General features: G+C 72.9%; 8 protein-coding genes. 2 read left to right on the forward strand and 6 right to left on the reverse strand.

Annotated features, from left to right (window positions below; all coding sequences use genetic code 11):
- Positions 1-78: 78 nt before the first annotated feature.
- Entirely contained in the window at positions 79-753 is a 675-nt protein-coding gene (locus ACLJN9_RS18275) for an NAD(P)-dependent oxidoreductase (RefSeq protein ID WP_410812624.1), read from the forward strand.
- Between the two features lie 163 nt (positions 754-916).
- A complete protein-coding gene (locus tag ACLJN9_RS18280; RefSeq protein WP_410812625.1) occupies positions 917-1,387 on the forward strand; it encodes a hemerythrin domain-containing protein in 471 nt (156 codons plus the stop codon).
- Positions 1,388-1,411: 24 nt separating this feature from the next.
- On the opposite strand, the gene ACLJN9_RS18285 is transcribed toward ACLJN9_RS18280, so the two are convergent.
- The 6 genes from ACLJN9_RS18285 to ACLJN9_RS18310 form a co-directional block, all read right to left on the reverse strand.
- Positions 1,412-1,807 carry a DUF397 domain-containing protein gene (locus ACLJN9_RS18285; RefSeq protein WP_410812626.1) on the reverse strand — a complete coding sequence of 132 codons (396 nt, stop codon included), beginning with the start codon at positions 1,805-1,807 and terminating at the stop codon, positions 1,412-1,414.
- Positions 1,804-7,332, reverse strand: coding sequence for an amino acid adenylation domain-containing protein (locus ACLJN9_RS18290; RefSeq protein ID WP_410812627.1), 5,529 nt, complete (start codon positions 7,330-7,332; stop codon positions 1,804-1,806). Before ACLJN9_RS18290 ends, ACLJN9_RS18285 begins: the two co-directional genes overlap by 4 nt.
- Entirely contained in the window at positions 7,329-10,445 is a 3,117-nt protein-coding gene (locus ACLJN9_RS18295; RefSeq protein ID WP_410812628.1) for a non-ribosomal peptide synthetase, read from the reverse strand. The genes ACLJN9_RS18290 and ACLJN9_RS18295 overlap by 4 nt, the downstream gene beginning before the upstream one ends.
- A 114-nt stretch (positions 10,446-10,559) precedes the next feature.
- Entirely contained in the window at positions 10,560-10,751 is a 192-nt protein-coding gene (locus ACLJN9_RS18300) for an MbtH family protein (protein ID WP_410812629.1), read from the reverse strand.
- Complete coding sequence (locus ACLJN9_RS18305) at positions 10,751-11,704, reverse strand: TauD/TfdA family dioxygenase (protein WP_410812630.1); 954 nt, start codon at positions 11,702-11,704, stop codon at positions 10,751-10,753. Before ACLJN9_RS18305 ends, ACLJN9_RS18300 begins: the two co-directional genes overlap by 1 nt.
- 23 nt (positions 11,705-11,727) lie before the next feature.
- Positions 11,728-17,211 (reverse strand): SDR family NAD(P)-dependent oxidoreductase, encoded by a 5,484-nt coding sequence (locus ACLJN9_RS18310; RefSeq protein ID WP_410812631.1) that lies wholly within the window; start codon positions 17,209-17,211, stop codon positions 11,728-11,730.
- Position 17,212 lies beyond the last annotated feature (1 nt).

Raw genomic sequence — 17,212 nt, forward strand, 5'->3', positions numbered from 1 at the left:
TCTTTGTAGTAACCAGTATCTCGTGGATACCGTCCCCGGCAGTGAGATCCATCCACCGCCAGGCAGGGGAACGGAATCATGAGCGGTATCGCCATCTTCGGTGCGGGCGGCAGAGCGGGACGAGCGATCACCGCCGAGGCACGTGACCGCGGGCACCGGGTCACCGCTGTCGTACGGGACCCACGCAGACACGGCGACATCGCGGCGGACGGCGTCTCGGTGGTGCGGGGTGACGTCCGGGATCCGCAGGCGACGTCCACGATCTCGGACGGCCACGAGGCCGTGGTCAGCGCAGTCACACCCGCATCGGGGCCGGAGGCTCTCGCCGATCTCGGCCACCTCGACGAACAGTTCTTCGTTCACGGCGTCGACGCACTCCTCGACGGACTGGCCCACGCGGGAGTGAATCGGCTCATTGTCATCGGTCTCTTCGCAAACCTTCAGGACGAGCACGGTCGACTGGTTCTGGACGACCACGCATCGTTCCCCAGCCACCTGCGTCCCTTTGCCCTGTCGCACACCGCCGGCCTGGAGCGGCTCCGGGCCGCGGACACCACCGTCGACTGGCTCATGCTCACTCCGCCGGCAGTGCTGAGTGCGGCGGCCCCACGAACCGGCCGCTACCGAACCGGCGGCGACACCGTTCCTTCCTCAGGACCAGCATCCCTGTCCTATGCCGACCTCGCGGTCGCGGTCCTCGACGAGATCGAAGCTCCCCGGCACCACCGCACCCGCATCTCGGTCTTCGACTGACGGTCACCGCCACCCGGGGACGATCGACACGGCCGGGCGGCAGGAACTGATCTCGGTGAACTACGCTTCGGACAGCGTCGCGTGCCGGTGGCAGACCGTGTCAGGCATGGAGGCGCCCAACCGAGGGAGACCGGCGATATGACGTCGCATCCTTCGTCGTCGCGTGACTGAGCGCGAGACGACCAGGCTCATCGCCTGGAGCCACGAGCTTCGCCAGGTGCACGCACGCCTGCGCGACACGCTCGACATCACCCGCAGCGCGGTCGCCGAAGGCCAGTCCGGCGAGGCGGCCACCCGCGACCTGCTGCTGTACTGCCACGGATTCTGCGCTGCCCTCGACGGGCACCATCGGGGTGAGGACCATGGCCTGTTCCCGGCGATCCAGGCGGCCCATCCGGAGCTGGAGCCCGTGCTCCGCCGCCTCACCCAGGACCACTCGATGATCGCGCACCTGCTCACCGGTCTGCGGGCCGCGATCGATCGGGCCGCACCGGCCGCCGAGCTGGATCGCCACCTCGACGGCATCGCCGCCATCATGGAGAGCCATTTCCGGTACGAGGAGCGTCAGCTGCTCAGTGTGCTCGAGACGCTCTCGCTGGACGCGCCACTCGAGGAGGTCCTGGGCCCGCTGTAAGCGACCCCGGGACCGGCGCTACGGTTACGGCCGCCCGGCGACCTGCGTGACCAAGGCCCGCCAGGCCGCCGCGTCGAGGATCAGCGTGCCGCCGTCGCGGTTCTTCGTGTCGCGGACCAGGACGACGCCGGGAAGCACCCACGCGAGCTGGAACGCCCGCAGCGCGAAGTTGCGCCTGCTCGGCGAGTACCGCAATGATCGCGCGGCGCTGCTGATCCACCTCGCGACGCTCCGCGCGGAGGCGGCCGTGCACCTCGCCGGGTTGGGCTCGGTCACCCCGCCGGCCACCCTGGACGACCGCTTCCTCGGCTGGGCCTCGCCCCGATAGTCGCGACCGACTCGGCTTCCTGGACGTCGGGCCGTCCGAACGCCACGGACACCCCCGACGTCACAGAAAGCCGAGTCGATCACCGATGTCACACCCCGACCGGCACCCGTTCCTTCCCGCGCTGCGCGGTGCGGGCCGCCAACCGGCGCTCCCGCTCCTGCGCGCCGATCAGGTCGTCGGGCAGCGAGTCCGGCACCTCCAGGTCGAAGCGACGCAGCAGCCGGATCGAGAAGCCGACCAGGGTGATGAGGATCAGCGCGGCGCCGAAGCAGACGTACGCGAAGCCGATGCCCCGACCCGGGCCGGTGCCGATCACCGCGCCCACCGACCCGGCGAGAGCCCCGCCCGGGGCGAGCAGCGGCTCGAACAGCGCGGTGGCCCCGGGGGCGAGCAGCGCGAAGCCGATCGGCAGCGTCGACCAGGTGATGGTCTGGTTGAGGCTGAACACCCGCCCGTGGAAACGCTGGGGCACCTTGACCTGGACGATCGTGGCGTAGATGGACTGCGCCGTGGTCATCGACATGGCCAACCAGAAGGCCCCGACGCAGATCATCGCGACCGACGCGTCCAGACCGACCAGGACGCAGCCGAGCGCCGTGCCGAGGTTGCCGATCAGCACACCGATCATGCGGCGGTGGCGGGGTCCACCCCAGAGCGACATGAGTACGCCGCCAGCCACCGCGCCGACCGCCTCGGCGAGAGCCACCTGGGCCACCTGTGTGGCGCTGCCGAAGGAGAGCACCAGCGGGGTGGTGAGCACCAGCGCGGGCGCCAGGAAGATGTTGCCCAGCGCGAAGTAGCCCAGCATGAGCCGGAAGCCGCGGTGCCGCCACGAGTAGCGCAGACCGTTGGCGATCGCCACCAGCAGCCGCTCTCTGGGCCGCCAGCCCAGCAGGTCGGGGAAGCGGACCACCGACAGGGTCACCACCGCGACCACGTAGCTGACCACGTCCAGCAGCAGGATGCCCTTGAGGTCGATGGCGGCCAGCAGACCCGCCGCGAAGACCGGCATCAGCAGCATGGCGAAGCCGTTGGAGAGCTGGGTGATGCCCATCGCGTGCCCGAGGTAGCGCTTGGGCACGAGTTGCGGCACCGCCGACTGGAACGCGATGCGCTGGAACGACCCGGCAACCTGACTCAGCGCCACCAGGGCGTAGATGTGCCAGAGCGCCAGGTTGCCGCTCCAGAGCAGTGCGGCCAGGATCAGCTGGATGGCGCCGGCGCTGCAACTCGCGATCATCATGATCTTGCGTCGGCTGACCCGGTCGGTGATCGCGCCGGCGACCGGCAGGACCAGCACGCCACAGATCAGCGCGAGGGCCCAAAGCAGACCCAGGTTGGCCACCGAGCCGGTGCGGGTGAACAGCCAGATCGGCAGGGCGAACGCGGTCAGCGCCGAGCCGGTCGTGGAGACCAGCTGCCCGGCGGTGACCGCCACGAACCGGGCCATGCTGGGCCGGACGACCGGCTGTTCCGGCCCGGTGGTGGCGTCGACACCCCTGGTGTCGGTCACCGCCCAGCCGGCGTCCTCGCCGCGCGCCTGCGGACCCAACGCGGAGACGTCGCCGGCGACGAGCGCCGGGTGCGCGCGGCTGACGATCTCGGCCAACTCCTGCGCCCGGTACTTCAGGAAGAAGTGCCCGGCCTGGTCGAGCACGACCAGCGCCAGCCGGTCGCTGAGGAACTGCCACTCGGCGTACCGCTCGGAGTGGTAGTCGGTGACCGGGTCCTCCGAGCCGACCACCGAGACGATCGGGGCGCGCAGCTTGTCCGCCCGCCGGTCGAGCAGGTCGGTGAAGTACTCCTCCGACGCCCGGGAGTCGGCCCGCATGTTGCTGATGATCCGGTCAGCCTGCTCCGGGTCGAGTTCGCCGGTGTCCACCCCCATCGACTTGAGCCAGCTCGCGTAGTGCCTGTTGCTGCGCAGCTTCTCCAGGCGGGTGCGGACCGCCGCGAAAAGCCCCTTCGGGCGGGCGAACGGAAACATCGCACCGATGTAGAGGACTGTCAGTTCGCGACCGGCGGCCTCCACCTTGCGGGCCACCTCGGCGACGATCGCGCTGCCGACCCCGCAGTGCCCGTACAGGGCGAGCGGGCCCTCGACGCGCTCCAGGATCTCGTCGGCGACCCGGGTGGTCAGCTCGTCGAAGGGCAGCGCGTCCTCGGTGAGCCCCACGTCGTGCCCGGGGATCGCGAGCGACCAGAGGGCGTGCCCGGCCGGCAACGCGTCCGCGAGGGGTTGGTAGACGATCGCGCTGCCGCCGCCGTAGGGCACACAGACGTACGTGATGACCCGCTGCGCCTGCGGGATCGGCTTGGTCAGCTCGTAGAGCAGTCGGCGCGGCCCGTCGCCCTCGCCACCGCCGGACATGAACGTGGCCAGGTCGCGGATGGTCCGCTGCTGGAACAGGTCCATCACACCCACCGGCCGCCCACCGTGCCCGGCCTTGCGGATCCGGGCGACCACCTGCGTGGCGAGCATCGAGTGCCCACCCAGGTCGAAGAAGTCGTCGTCGATGCCGAGGGTGTCCACCCCGAGCACGTCGGACCAGATACCGGCGAGCAGTCGCTCGGTGTCGTCGCGCGGCTCGACCAGCGCCACCGACGCGGCGCGGGTGACCACCGGCGCGGGCAGCGCCCGACGGTCCAGCTTGCCGTTCGGGGTCAGCGGCACCGCGTCCAGGGTGACGAACGCGGCCGGCACCATGTATTCGGGCAGGGTCTCCTTCAGCGCCGCCTTGACCGCGTCGTGCTCCGCGGCCCCGACGAGGTATCCGGTGAGCCGCTTGTCGCCGGGGGTGTCCTCGCGGACCAGCACCACCGCCTCGGTCACCCCCGGCTGGGCGCGCAACGCGCTCTCGATCTCGCCCAGCTCGATGCGCAGCCCGCGCAGCTTGACCTGGTTGTCGATCCGGCCGAGGAATTCGAGAACCCCGCCCGCTTCGACGCCGCCGCCGGCCGGTTCGCCCGAAGCCGGACGCCAGCGGGCCAGGTCGCCGGTGCGGTACAGCCGGGCCCCCGGTTCGGTGGCGAACGGGTCCGGCACGAACCGCTCGGCAGTCAACGCCGGCCGGCGGTGGTAGCCGCGGGCCAACCCGACACCGCCGATGTGCAGCTCACCGGCGACGCCGACCGGGCACGCGACGCCCCGGGCATCCAGCACGTGCAGCCGCAGATTGGTGATCGGCGCGCCGATCGGCACACTGGTCAGCCCGGCCAACAGCTCCGGCTCGCACGCCCAGGCGCTGACGTCGATCGCCGCCTCCGTCGGGCCGTACAGGTTGTGCAGACCGCAGCCGGGCAGCCGGGCGGTGACGTCACGGGCCGCGGCGACCGGCAGCTCCTCACCCGAGCAGATCACCCGGCGCAACGCCGTGGCGGCCTCGACGCCCTCCTCGGCCAGGAAGACCGTGAGCATCGAGGGTACGAAGTGGGCGGTGGTGACCCGCTCGGAGATCAGCAGGTCGCGCAGGTAGCCGGCGTCCTTGTGGCCGCCCGGCTCGGCCAGCACCAGCCTGGCGCCCTCCCGCAGCGGCCAGAAGAACTCCCACACCGACACGTCGAAGCTGGCCGGCGTCTTCTGCAACACCGCGTCGTCGGCGCCCAGGCGGTAGGTGCGCTGCATCCAGTCCAGGCGGTTGACGATGCCCCGGTGGGTGTTCGGCACGCCCTTCGGTCGGCCCGTGGAGCCGGAGGTGTAGATGACGTACGCCAGGTTGGCCGGGCCGGCCGTCGGCGTCGGGTCGGTGGCCGGCTGGTCGGCCCAGACCGAGTCGTCGTCCAGGACGAGCACGGTGGCGTCGGTCGGCGGCAGCACGTCGCGTAGGTGCTCCTGCACGAGCACCACCGGTGCGGCGGCATCGCTGACCATGAACGCCAACCGCTCCGCCGGGTACTCCGGATCCAACGGGAGGTACGCGCCGCCGGCCTTGAGCACGCCGAGCAGGCCGGCGACCAGCTCCACCGAGCGTTCCGCGCAGACCCCGACCAGGGTTTCCGGTCCCACTCCACAGCCGCGCAGACGGTGCGCGATCCGGTTCGCCGCCGCGTTCAGCTCGGCGTACGTCACCGCGCGGCCCGCGAACCGCACCGCCACCGCATCCGGCGTACGGGCGGCCCGCTCCTCGATCGGGGCGTGCAGGGTCTGCCGCTCGGGAAAGTCGCCGTCGGTGTCGTTCCACCCCGCGAGCAGGTCCCGTTCGGCGGGGGCCAGCAGGTCCAGCGCGGACACCGGCAGGTCCGGGGTGGCCACCACGGCGCGCAGCAGGGTGGTCAGCCGGTGCGCCATCCGCTCGACGGTGGCCCGGGTGAACAGGTCGGTGTTGAAGACCAGCTTGCCCCAGAGACCGTCGGCGGTCTCGACGGCGTGCAGTTCGAAGTCGAAACGGGTGGCGCGCAACTCCATCGGATGCCACTCGAAGCCCACCCCGGCGTCCTCGGCGACCCCGCCGAACCGGCCCATCTCGTAGTTCTGCAACACGAACATCGACTGGAACACCGGTGAGCGACTGACGTCGCGCGGCAGGCCCAGCTCGTGCACCACCCGGGCGAACGGCACCTCGGCGTGTTCCAACCCGTCCAGCACCGCGCGTCGGGTCCGCTGCAACAGCTCGTCGAAGGTCGGGTCACCGGCCAGCTCGGCGCGCATCGGCAGCATGTTGACGAACATGCCGACCACGTTCTCCAGCTCCGGAGCGGACCGGCCGGCCACCGACGCACCCACCGCGAAGTCGTCCTGCCCGCTGTGCCGGGCCAGGAACACCTGGTACGCGGCGAGCAGCGTCATGAACAGCGTGCCGCCGTAGGAACGGGTCAGCGCCAGCAGCCCGTCGGTGGCGGCGCGGTCCACGGTGAACTCGACGAAGTCGCCCCGGTAGGTCTGGGTGGCCGGCCGGGGCAGGTCCAGGGGCAGCTCCAGCGGGGTGATCCCGGCCAGCCGTCCCTTCCACCAGTCCAGGTGCCGACGGGCGCCCGGCCCAGCCAGCTCCTGCGCCTGGAAGACCGCGAAGTCGCCGTACTGCACGGGCAGGTCGGGCAGCTGCCCGTCGCGGTAGCGGGTGATGAGGTCGCGCAGCAGCACGTCCACCGACCAGCCGTCGCCGACGATGTGGTGCTGAGCCAGGAAGAGCACGTGCTCCGTCGGCGCCAGGCGGATCAGCAGGGCACGCAACAGCGGGCCAGCGGCCAGGTCGAACGGCTCCTCGGCCGCCCGGTCGACGAGCACCTGGGCGGCGGCCTCGTCGGCGGCGTCCACCACGGTCAGTGGCACCTCGACCGCGTCGTCGAGCACCACGGTGGGCCGGCCGTCGGAGTCGGCCGGGAACCGGGTGCGCAGCGACTCGTGCCGCCGGGTCAGATCGGCCAGCGCGCGGCGCAGCGCCGCGACATCCAGCGGGCCGCGCACCCGCAGGGGCACCGCGATGTGGTACGCCGCCTCGCCGGGAGCCAGCTGGTCCATGAACCAGACCCGCTCCTGCGCGTACGACAGCGGCACCTCGACGTCCGGCGAACGGGGGGTGATCCGGGCGGCGGGTGTGCCGCCCGACCGGCGGCGCAGCCGTTGGGCGATCAGCGCCTGTCGGGCGGCGTCGCGGGCCGAATCCTTCACGTCGGTCATGACGGGGTGTCCTTCTCCGCCGCGAGCAGTGCGGCGACCTCGGTTGGGGAGAGTCCGTCGAGTTCGGCGGAGATCCGCTCCTCGATCTGGGCGGCCAGGTCGGCCACCACCGGGCTGCTGAACAGCGCCCGCATCGGCAACTCCACGTCCACCTCGGCGCGGATCCGGGCCATCGCCCGCATGCCGCGCAGGGAGTTGCCGCCGAGAGCGAAGAAGTCGTCGAGCGCGCCGACCTTCTCCAGCTGGAGGATCTCGGCGTAGACGTCGGCGACCAGGGCCTCGGCGTCGGTGCGCGGCGCGAGGAAGCCGTCGGAGGTGGCGGCTGCCGGCACCGGCAGCGCGGCGGTGTCCAGCTTGCCGTTCGGGGTCAGCGGCAGCGCGTCCAGCCGCACGAACGCGCTCGGCACCAGGTGGGCAGGCAGATCGAGGGCCAGCTCGGCGGCGATCGTGGTCTCGTCGACCGTGCCGACGAGGTAGCCGACCAGCGTCGGTTCGCCGGTGTCGGCACGGACCACGACCGCCGCCGCCTCCACGTCCGGGCGGGCGCGCAACACCGACTCGATCTCGCCCAACTCGATCCGCATGCCCCGGATCTTGACCTGGTTGTCCCGGCGACCCAGGTAGTCCAGCGTGCCGTCGGCCCGCCAGCGGGCCAGGTCGCCGGTGCGGTACATCCGCTCCCCCGCCGGCCCGTACGGGCAGGGCAGGAAGCGCTCGGCGGTGAGCCCCGGGCGGCGCAGGTAGCCCCGGGCCAGTTGCGCCCCGGCGACGTACAGGTCGCCGACCACCCCCGGCGGCACCGGGTTCAGTGCGGCGTCCAGCAGGTGGACACGGGTGTTCCAGGTGGGCTGGCCGATCGGCACCGACCCGGGGCGCACCGGCTGCCCGGGTGCGATCCGGGCCGCCACGCAACCGACGGTCGCCTCGGTCGGGCCGTACTCGTTGATCACGGCGACCTCGGGATGCGCGGCCCGCCAGCCGGCCAACTGCTCGCCGGTCAGCGCCTCCCCACCGATCACCAGGTCGGTGGTGGGCGACAGCGCGTCGTCGAGCAGCGGCAGATGGCTGGGGGTGACCTTGAGGAAGGTCGGCGGCCCGCCGGCCCGGGCAGCCGGCGAATCGATGCCGGCCAGCCGGACCGTGCCGCCGGCGGTGAGCGGGCCGAGCAGCCCGGTGACCGTCAGGTCGAACGAGAACGGTGAGTGCAGCAACGCGGTGCCGGCCAGGCCCGGGTAGGTGTCCCTTGCCCAGGCCAGGTAGGCGGTGACCGCGCGGTGCTCGACCAGCACGCCCTTCGGCAGGCCGGTGGAGCCGGAGGTGTAGAGCAGGTACGCCGGGTGCTCCGGGCGCAGCGGCGCCCGCCGGTCGCCGTCGGTGAGGTCGGTGTCGTCGAGGCCGGCGGCGGTCGCCTCGTCGAGCAGCAGCGCGTCGGCCGGGGCCAGCGCGGCCGTCCGTGCGGTCGCCAGCACCAGCGTCGGCTCCGCATCGGTCAGCAGGTAGCCGATCCGGTTCGCCGGGTGGTCGGTGTCCACCGGGAGGTAGGCCGCGCCGGCCTTGAGCACCGCGAGGATGGCCACCAGCAGCTCCACCGACCGGGGCAGCAGCAGCGCGACCCGGGTCTCCGGGCCGGCGCCACGGTCGACCAGCAACCGGGCCAGCCGGTTGGCCCGGGCGGCCAGCTCGGCGTAACTCAGCTCCACCCCGTCGCAGATCAGGGCGACCGCGGCCGGAGTGGCGGCGGCCTGCCGCTCCACCTCGGCCACCAGTGTGCTCGGGGAAGCCACCTCGCCGGTGCCGCACCAGGTGCGCAGCAGGTCGCGTTCGGCGTCGTCGAGCAGCGGCAACGCCGACAACCGCGTTCCCGGGTCGGCGACGGCGGCGGTGAGCAGCCGCAGGTAACGGGCGACGACCGTCTCGGCGGTGGCCCGGTCGAACAGGTCGGTGCGGTAGACCAACCGGCTCGTGCCACCCGTGATGTCGAACGCCAGGTCGTCCTTGGTGGTGCCCAGCGGCACCGGGTCCAGGCCGGAGTCCGGAATGAGGTTCAGCGCGGTCTGGAACACCGGCTGCACCGACGGGTCGCGGTGCGGGGCGACCGCCTCGACGATCCGCTGGAACGGCGTCTGCCCGTGCTCCATCGCGTCCACCAGGCCGGCACGGACCCGGCCGAGCAGCTCCGTGACGCTCGGGTCGCCGGTCAGGTCGCAGCGCAGCGCCACCGGGTTCACGAACATACCGATCAGCGGAGCCAGCTCGGCGGTTTCCCGGCCGGCCGTGGACACGCCGACCACCACCTCGGGGTCGCCGGAGAGCCGGGACAACAACGCGGCGAAGGCCGTCAGCAACACCATGTACGGCGTGGCCGAGGTGCCGACGGCAAGCTGCCCGACCCGGGTTAGCAGCCCGTCGGGCAGCTCGAAGCGCACCTCGTCCCCGGCGAAGCCGAGCTGGGCGGGGCGCGGCCGGTCCAGTGGCAGACCGGTCACCGCCGGCGCGCCGGCCAGGTGATCGCGCCAGAACCCGAGCTGCCGGTCCAGCTCGTCGCCGGTGAGCTGGTCGCGCTGCCAGACGGCGAAGTCGGCGTACTGGATGGGCAGCTCCGGCACGTCGGCGGACGTGCCGGTCAGCGCGGCCCGGGTGAACGCGGCCAGTTCGGCGTCGAAGAGCACCGCGGAGTGGCTGTCGAAGACCGCGTGGTGCACCACGAACTGCAACCCGACCTGGTCGTCGGCGACGCGGACCAACCGTGCCCGCCACAGGGGCGCGACGTCCAACGGGATCGGCGTCCGAGCCAGTTCGGCCATCGTCTCGACGTAGCGGGCCTCCCGCCCGTCGGCGGGCAGGCCGGTCAGGTCCAGTTCGGGCAGCTCCAACGGCTCGGCCGCCCGGACCACCTGCACCAGGGCGCCGTCGACCATCCGCAGGTGGGTGCGGAGCGACTCGTGCCGGCCGACCACCCGGGCGAGCACCTCGGCGGCCTGTGCCGCCGTGACGCCGGACGGAAACCGCCACGGCGCGGAGACGTTGTAGACGGGCGAACCGGGGTCCAGCTGGTTGGCTGTCCACACCCGCTCCTGGGCGAAGGACGCCGGAAAGGTCCACTCACTGGTCATCGTTGCTGCCTTCCGCTCGCGACTGCGGGGCTCCGCTTCGCTGCACTCCTCGCGCTCACTGAGCCTGCCCTTCGCTCGCGACTGCGGGGCTCCGCTTCGCTGCACTCCTCGCGCTCACTGGGATGCCTCTTCGCGTACTGACCGGGGTCGCATGTCGGTCCAGACGGTGTCGACGTGCGCCAGGCACTCCTCGCGGGTGCCGGCGAACCCGGTGTCGTGCCACCCCGCCGGGAGGTCCCGGTCGGCCGACCAGATCGAGTACTGCTCCTCGTCGTTGCGCACGACCAGGAATCGGGGTTCGGCCATCACTCTGCTCCATCGGTGTCGGGGGTGTGCGGTTCGGCCATCGCGACGGCGATCTTGCGGGGGCCGGTGAACGGCTCCCGGCCGTGCGCGGCGGTCATGTTGTCGACCACCAGCACGTCGTCGCGCTGGTAGTCGAAGCGGACGGTGGCTGCCCGGTAGGCGGCGCGCAGATGGTCCAGAACGTCGGCGGGGATCTCGCCGCCGTCGCCGTAGTAGGTGTTCGACGGCAACCCGTCGGCGCCGAACATGGCCAGCAGCCCCTCCTGGAGGTAAGTGGCCAGGCTGCTCACGTGAAAGAACGTGGCGTGGTTGAACCAGCGGGGGTCGTCCGAGCCGGGCCGGTGGTGCACGGCGTCGCGGACCGCCCGGGTACGCAGCCCGTCGCGGCCCACCCATTCGAGCGTGATCCGGTTGTCCGCCGCGTACGCCTCGACCTCGGCCCGGTCGTCGGTGCCGAACACGTGCCGCCAGCTCGCGCCGAAATCCTCGTGGAAGTTGCGCACCAGCATCCAGCGGCGGCGGGTGAACTCCTCGCGTACCGCCGGGTCGATCTCCCGGTAGACCTGGCGGATGTCGGCCAGCGGGGTGGCGCCCAGGGTCTGCGGCGCCGTGATGCAGTAGAAGAACAGCGTCAACGGCCAGCGCGCCTGGTACGAGTTCTCGTTGTGGAGAAAGATCTCCTCGTCCGGCGGGTAGTCCGTCGAGGTGTACACCCGGCCCTTGATGGCGTGCCGCGGTGAGGACCGCTCGGTGTAGGTCAGCGGTTCACCGGACAGCGCCCGGACCACCTGGTCGAAGCCGTCGACCCCGCCCACGTCGAAGCCGCGGAACAGCAGCCCGCCCTGCTCGGCGAGGGTGGCGCGCAGCTCGGCCCGGCGTTCGGTGATCAGCTCGGTCAGCGCCCGGCCGTCGGATTCGACGACCACGGGCAGCGTGGCGATCGTGTCGCTCATTGCTCTCCACTCCTGGTTTCTCGTCACGCGCGGGGCAGTCGCGGAATGGCGGGGATCGGCGCCGGACTGGCCGGCTCGTCGGTGCTGGTGGCGCGTAGTTCCTCGATCCGGGCGGCCAACCCGGCCACGGTGGGGGTTTCGAAGAGGCTGCGCATCGGCAGCTTCACCCCGGTCGCCCGGCGCATGGCCGCGATCAGCTGCACCGCGACCAGGGAGTTGCCGCCCAGGGCGAAGAAGTCGTCGTCGACGCCGACCTCGGCCACCCCGAGCCCGTCCTGCCACACCCGGGCGATGGTCATCTCCAGCTCGGTGCCCGGCGCGGAGCTGCCGTCCCCGACGCCGGAAGACCTCGGGGCGGCGGTTTCGTCTCCGCTGAGGGTGTCGGTGGTGACCCGACCGGCGCGACGCCGGATGTCGTCGACCGTCCGGGTGGCGATGACGACCTGGGCGCCGAGGCCGGCGCCGAGACTGCGGCGGAACGCCTCGGCACCGTCGACCGGCCGGATGTCCTCCGTCGTGGCCAGCGGCGCGTTCTCCACGCTGGACGGTGCGGTCAGGCCACCGGTGACAGTCGCCTGGTCGACGCGGCGCAGCACGAACTCGCCGATCGCGACCAGCTCCCGACCATCAGCGTCGCGCAGCGACAGGTCGGCGGTCACCACCTCGTCGGTGCCGCCGGCCCGATGCCGCAGCTCACTGGTGAACCGGGCTGGCAGCGGCCCGCGCACCACGATCCGGCCGTACGACAGCGGCAGGTAGGTGCCGCTGCCCCGACCCCGACCGAACGCGGTCGCCACGTCCAGCAGCGCGGGGTGCAGGCCCCAGGCGGGCAGGTCACCGACGGCCGCGGGCGGTGCCTCGACCACCGCGAGTTCGGTGTCGTCGGCCAGGTGGTGCTCGCTCAGCGCGGCCCAGCGCGGCCCGAAGGTGAGCATGCTGGTGCGACCCCGGCCGAACGACGCGTCGTCGTCCACCCGTCGGCCGGCCGGGGTCGCCGGGCCGGCCGGCGGCGCCGGCTCGTCGGTCCAGCCGGCCGCGCCGCGCACGTGGGTACGCAGCCGGCCGCCGGCCAGGCTGCGCACCGCGAAGTCGGTGCCGCCGTCGTCGGCCGGCGTCAGCTCCACCCGGTACTGCGCCACGGTGCCGTCGGGCACCGCGAACGGCTCCAGGAAGACCACGTCGCGCAGCTCCACGGCCGCGCCCGGCGCGGGTTCGGGCAGCGCGGCGACCACCGCGGCCCGCACCGACTCCAGGTGGGCGGTGCCCGGCACCACCGGCACACCGCCGATCCGGTGCTCGTCGAGCAGCCAGTGCGTGCTGGCGGACACCAGGCCGTGCAGGACGGTCTCCGTCGGGCCGGTGACCTTCGTGGTGAGGACCGGGTGGTCGAGCGCGCTGATCACCGTGTCCCGGCCGGCCGCACGGAAGCCGGCCGGCGCTGCGGTCTCCACCGCCATGCCCACCTCGGCCCAACCGCCCCAGTTCTGGGACAGCACCGGGGCACGCCAACCCGTGCCGGAGCGGGCGTGCGCGTCCAGGAACGCGTTGGCCGCGCAGTAGTCGACCTGGCCGAAGCCCCCCACCACCGCTGTGACGGACGAGCAGAGCACCACGAAGTCCAGCAGCAGATCGCCGAAGACCTGGGCGAGGGCGAGAGTGCCGGCGAGTTTCGGGGCGAGCACCCGCTCGGCCTCGGCCCGCTCCTTGACCTCGGCCATCCCGCCGCCGGGCAGACCGGCAGCGTGCACGATGCCGTCGATGCCGCCGTACGCGCTCGTCGCGGCGTCGCGGACCCGGCGCAGGTCGGCCGGATCGGTGACGTCGGCGGCGAGCACCAGCACCTCGGCGCCGGCGGCCTCCATCCGGCGGATCGCCGCGATGGCACGACCCGCCCGGTCGTCGCCGTGCACGGCCAGGTGGTCGTCCCACCGGTTCCGCTCCGGCAGCCCGGATCGGGCCACCAGCACCAGCTTCGCCCGCACCCGGGTGGCGAGGTCCTCGGCCAGGGTGATGCCGATGCCACCGAGACCGCCGGTGATCAGGTAACGACCGCCGTCGCGCAACGCGCCCGGCTCCTCGGCGTTGATCGTCACCTGCTCGACGTCGGCCACCCAGCGCCGGCCGCCGCGTAGGGCCACCTCGGGCTCGCGGGGGCGGCGTAGCTCGGCGACCAGCGCCGCCACGTCGTCGTCGGTGGGGTCCGCGTCGACCAGTCGGACGGCCAGGCCGGGTAGCTCGGCGGGGAGCACCCGGGCCAACCCGGCGAGGGTGGCGTGCTCCGGACGGCGCAGGTCGTCGCCGCGCACGTCGCCCGTGCCGGCGGTGACCAGGTCCAGCGCGACGCCCCCCTCCTCCCCGGTCAGGCCGGCGCCGGCGAACGCCTGCACCAGGTGCAGGGCGCTGAAGAAACCCAGCTCCTGGGCGGCCCAGGTGGCGGGGATGTCGGTGCCGGTCGGCGCGCCGTCCAGGGTGAACGCGTGCACCACCCGGCTCGGGAGTGCGTCGTCGGCGGTGAGCGCGACGACCAGCGCGTCGTGGTCGGCGCGCACGCCGGGGCGCAGTCGGTAGCCGCTATCGGCGGCGGCGAAGGAGTCGCCGGGGCGTACCACCACGGGGTCGGCGCCGGCGGCCCGCAGGCCGGCGACCAGCGCGTCGCCGCGCGGACCGGCGGTCAACACCAGGCAGCGGCCCAGCGGCCCGGTGGCCGGCAGCGGCGCGGCCTGCCGCCAGACCGGCACCGCGAACCACTCGGGCAGCGGGCGCGGCCCGGCCTCCACGGCAGCGGCGGCGACCGGCTGCTCCGGGTCGGGGTCGACCCAGTACCGGCGGCGCTCGAACGGGTAGTTGGGCAGCGGCACGCGGCGGGCCGTCGGGTCGGCGTCGACGCGCACCGGCAGTCCGGCGCACCAGAGCGCACCGACGGTGCCGAGCAGGGTGACGAGGTCGCCGGTGCTCTCCCCCGCGGCGGGCAGGCTGCCCAGCGGGGTGAGCTGGCGCTGCTCCGGAGCAGCTCTGGCGATCTGCATCCGGGCCAGGCTGGCCAGCTGCCGCCCGGGGCCGCACTCGACCAGTTGCCACGTGCCGGCGGCCAGCAGGGTGGCCACACAGTCACCGAATCGGACCGGCCGGCGCAGGTGCGACGCCCAGTACGCCGGGTCGGTGGCCTGCTCGGCGGTGATCCAGGTGCCGGTGACGTTGGACAGGAACGGCACCGTCGGCGGGCGCAACGGCACCGTGCCCATCAGGGCGGTGAACTCGGCGAGGATCGGCTCCATCATCGGCGAGTGGAACGCGTGCGAGGTGCGCAGCGTCTTAGACTTTCCCGTCAGCATCGCGGCGAACGCCTCCACGGCGGCGGTCCCGCCGGCCACCACGCAGGTGCCCGGGCCGTTGACCGTGGCCACGGAGAGCCCGTCAGGCAGCAGGTCCGCGACGACCGACTCGTCCAACGCGACCGCGAGCATCGACCCGGCGGGCAGCGACTGCATCAGCCGGCCCCGGGCGGCGACCACCCGCAGCGCGTCCGGCAGGCTCAACACCCCGGCCACGGTGGCCGCCACGTACTCGCCGATGGAGTGGCCGATCATCGCGGCCGGGCGTATCCCGGCGCCCTGCCAGAGCACGGCGAGGGCGTACTCGACGGTGAACAGCGCCGGCTGGGTGTAGCGGGTCTCGGTGAGCTTCTCCCCCGCCGCCGGGTCCCGGCCCAGGATCAGATCGCGCAGGTCCAGGCCCAGGTCGGGGCGGAGCAGCTCGGCGCACTCGTCGACGACCGCGGCGAAACTGGGCTGCTCGGCGTAGAGCTGCGCGCCCATCCCCGCGTACTGCGAGCCCTGGCCGGAGAACAGGAGGGCAACCGCGACTGTCGGGGCTGGACGGTCGGTCAGTGGTTGCGGCCCGCGCGGGGCGCGCACAGGAGCGCGCAGGGTGGTCACGGCGCTGGCGAGGTCGGTGGCGACCACGGCACGGCGGTGCGGGTGCGCCCGGCGGCCGACGTGCAGGGTGTGCGCGACGTCGGCGAGGTACGCGGGCCCGGCGTCCGCGGCGCCGTCCAGGTGGGCGGCGAGGCGCTGCACCGCGGCGTCCAGGGCGGTGGGGGTGGCCGCGCTGACCTGGAGCAGGTGCGCGGGGCGCACCCGCCGTTCGGTCCGGTACGCCGTCGGCGCCTCCTCCAGCACCACGTGCGCGTTGGTGCCGCCGATGCCGAACGAGCTGACCCCGGCCCGGCGCGGCCCACCGTCGGTGTCCCACTTGGTGAGGGTGTTGGCCACGTAGAACGGGGTGTCGGCGAATTCCACGGCCGGGTTCGGCGTCTCGAAGTTGATCGTCGGCGGGATCAGGCCGTGCTCCATGGCCAGCACCGTCTTGATCACGCTGACGATGCCGGAGGGCTGGCTGAGGTGGCCGATGTTCGACTTCACCGAGCCGATGCCGCACCAGCTCCGGTCGTCGGTGTCCCGGGTGTAGACGGCGGAGAGCGCGGCCACCTCGATCGGGTCGCCCAGCGCGGTGCCGGTGCCGTGCGCCTCGACGTAGCTGATGGTGCGCGGGTCGACGTCCGCCATCGCCACGGCCTGGGCGATCGCCGCCACCTGTCCGTCGACGCTGGGCGCCGTGAAGCCGACCTTGCCGGCGCCGTCGTTGTTGATCGCGTTGCCGAGCACCACGGCGCGGATCGCGTCGCCGTCGGCGACCGCGTCGGAGAGCCGCTTGAGCAGGGTCACCCCGACCCCGCTGCCCCACACCGTGCCGTTGGCGGCGGCGTCGAACGGGCGGCACCGGCCATCCGGTGACGTGAAGCCGTCCATGCCGAGGTAACCCACGTGTGGCAGCTCCACGTTCACGCCACCGGCGAGCGCCATGTCGCACTCGCCGTTGCGCAGCGCCTCGCAGGCCAGATGGAACGCGACCAGCGAGGTGGAACAGGCGGTGTGCACGGTCATGCTCGGCCCGCGCAGGTCCAGCCGGTACGACACGTTGGTGGCCACGTAGTTCGGCGAGTTGCCGGTGGCGATGGAGACCGCGCCGTGCGGGCTGCCGCCGACCCGCCGGTTGCGCAACACATAGCGGTGCAGGTACGTGTTGCCGCCGGTGCCGGCGTACACGCCGATGGCGCCGTCGTAGCGGGCCGGGTCGTAGCCGGCGTCCTCCAGCGCGGCGTGGCAGGACTCCAGGAACAGCCGGTGCTGCGGATCGGTCAGCTCGGCCTCGCGGGCCGTCATCCCGAACAGGGTGGCGTCGAACTCGTCGTAGCCGTCGACCAGCGGGGCGCGGTTGACCCAGCCCGGATCGTCGACCTCCTCGAGGGTCGCACCCCGGGCCAGTTGCTCCTCCCGGGTCAGCTCGGTGACCGACTCCACCCCGTCGACGAGGTTGCGCCAGAACTCGTGCACGTCCGCCGCGCCGGGCAGGCGCGCGGCCAGACCGACGATCGCGATCGGTTCGATGCCCTCGTGGGGCGTGTCGGTGGCGTCGCCGGGTAGGTCGACGGGGATCGGATTGCTCATC

It is taken from the genome of Micromonospora sp. 067-2 (genome assembly GCF_046549295.1).
Lineage (GTDB): Bacteria > Actinomycetota > Actinomycetes > Mycobacteriales > Micromonosporaceae > Micromonospora.

Coding starts and splice junctions, on each gene's coding strand:
- ACLJN9_RS18275 (WP_410812624.1), top strand. CDS start 79: ATGAGCGGTATCGCCATCTTCGGTGCGGGCGGCAGAGCGGGACGAGCG.
- ACLJN9_RS18295 (WP_410812628.1), bottom strand. CDS start 10,445: ATGACCAGTGAGTGGACCTTTCCGGCGTCCTTCGCCCAGGAGCGGGTG.
- ACLJN9_RS18310 (WP_410812631.1), bottom strand. CDS start 17,211: ATGAGCAATCCGATCCCCGTCGACCTACCCGGCGACGCCACCGACACG.
- ACLJN9_RS18290 (WP_410812627.1), bottom strand. CDS start 7,332: ATGACCGACGTGAAGGATTCGGCCCGCGACGCCGCCCGACAGGCGCTG.
- ACLJN9_RS18305 (WP_410812630.1), bottom strand. CDS start 11,704: ATGAGCGACACGATCGCCACGCTGCCCGTGGTCGTCGAATCCGACGGC.
- ACLJN9_RS18300 (WP_410812629.1), bottom strand. CDS start 10,751: ATGGCCGAACCCCGATTCCTGGTCGTGCGCAACGACGAGGAGCAGTAC.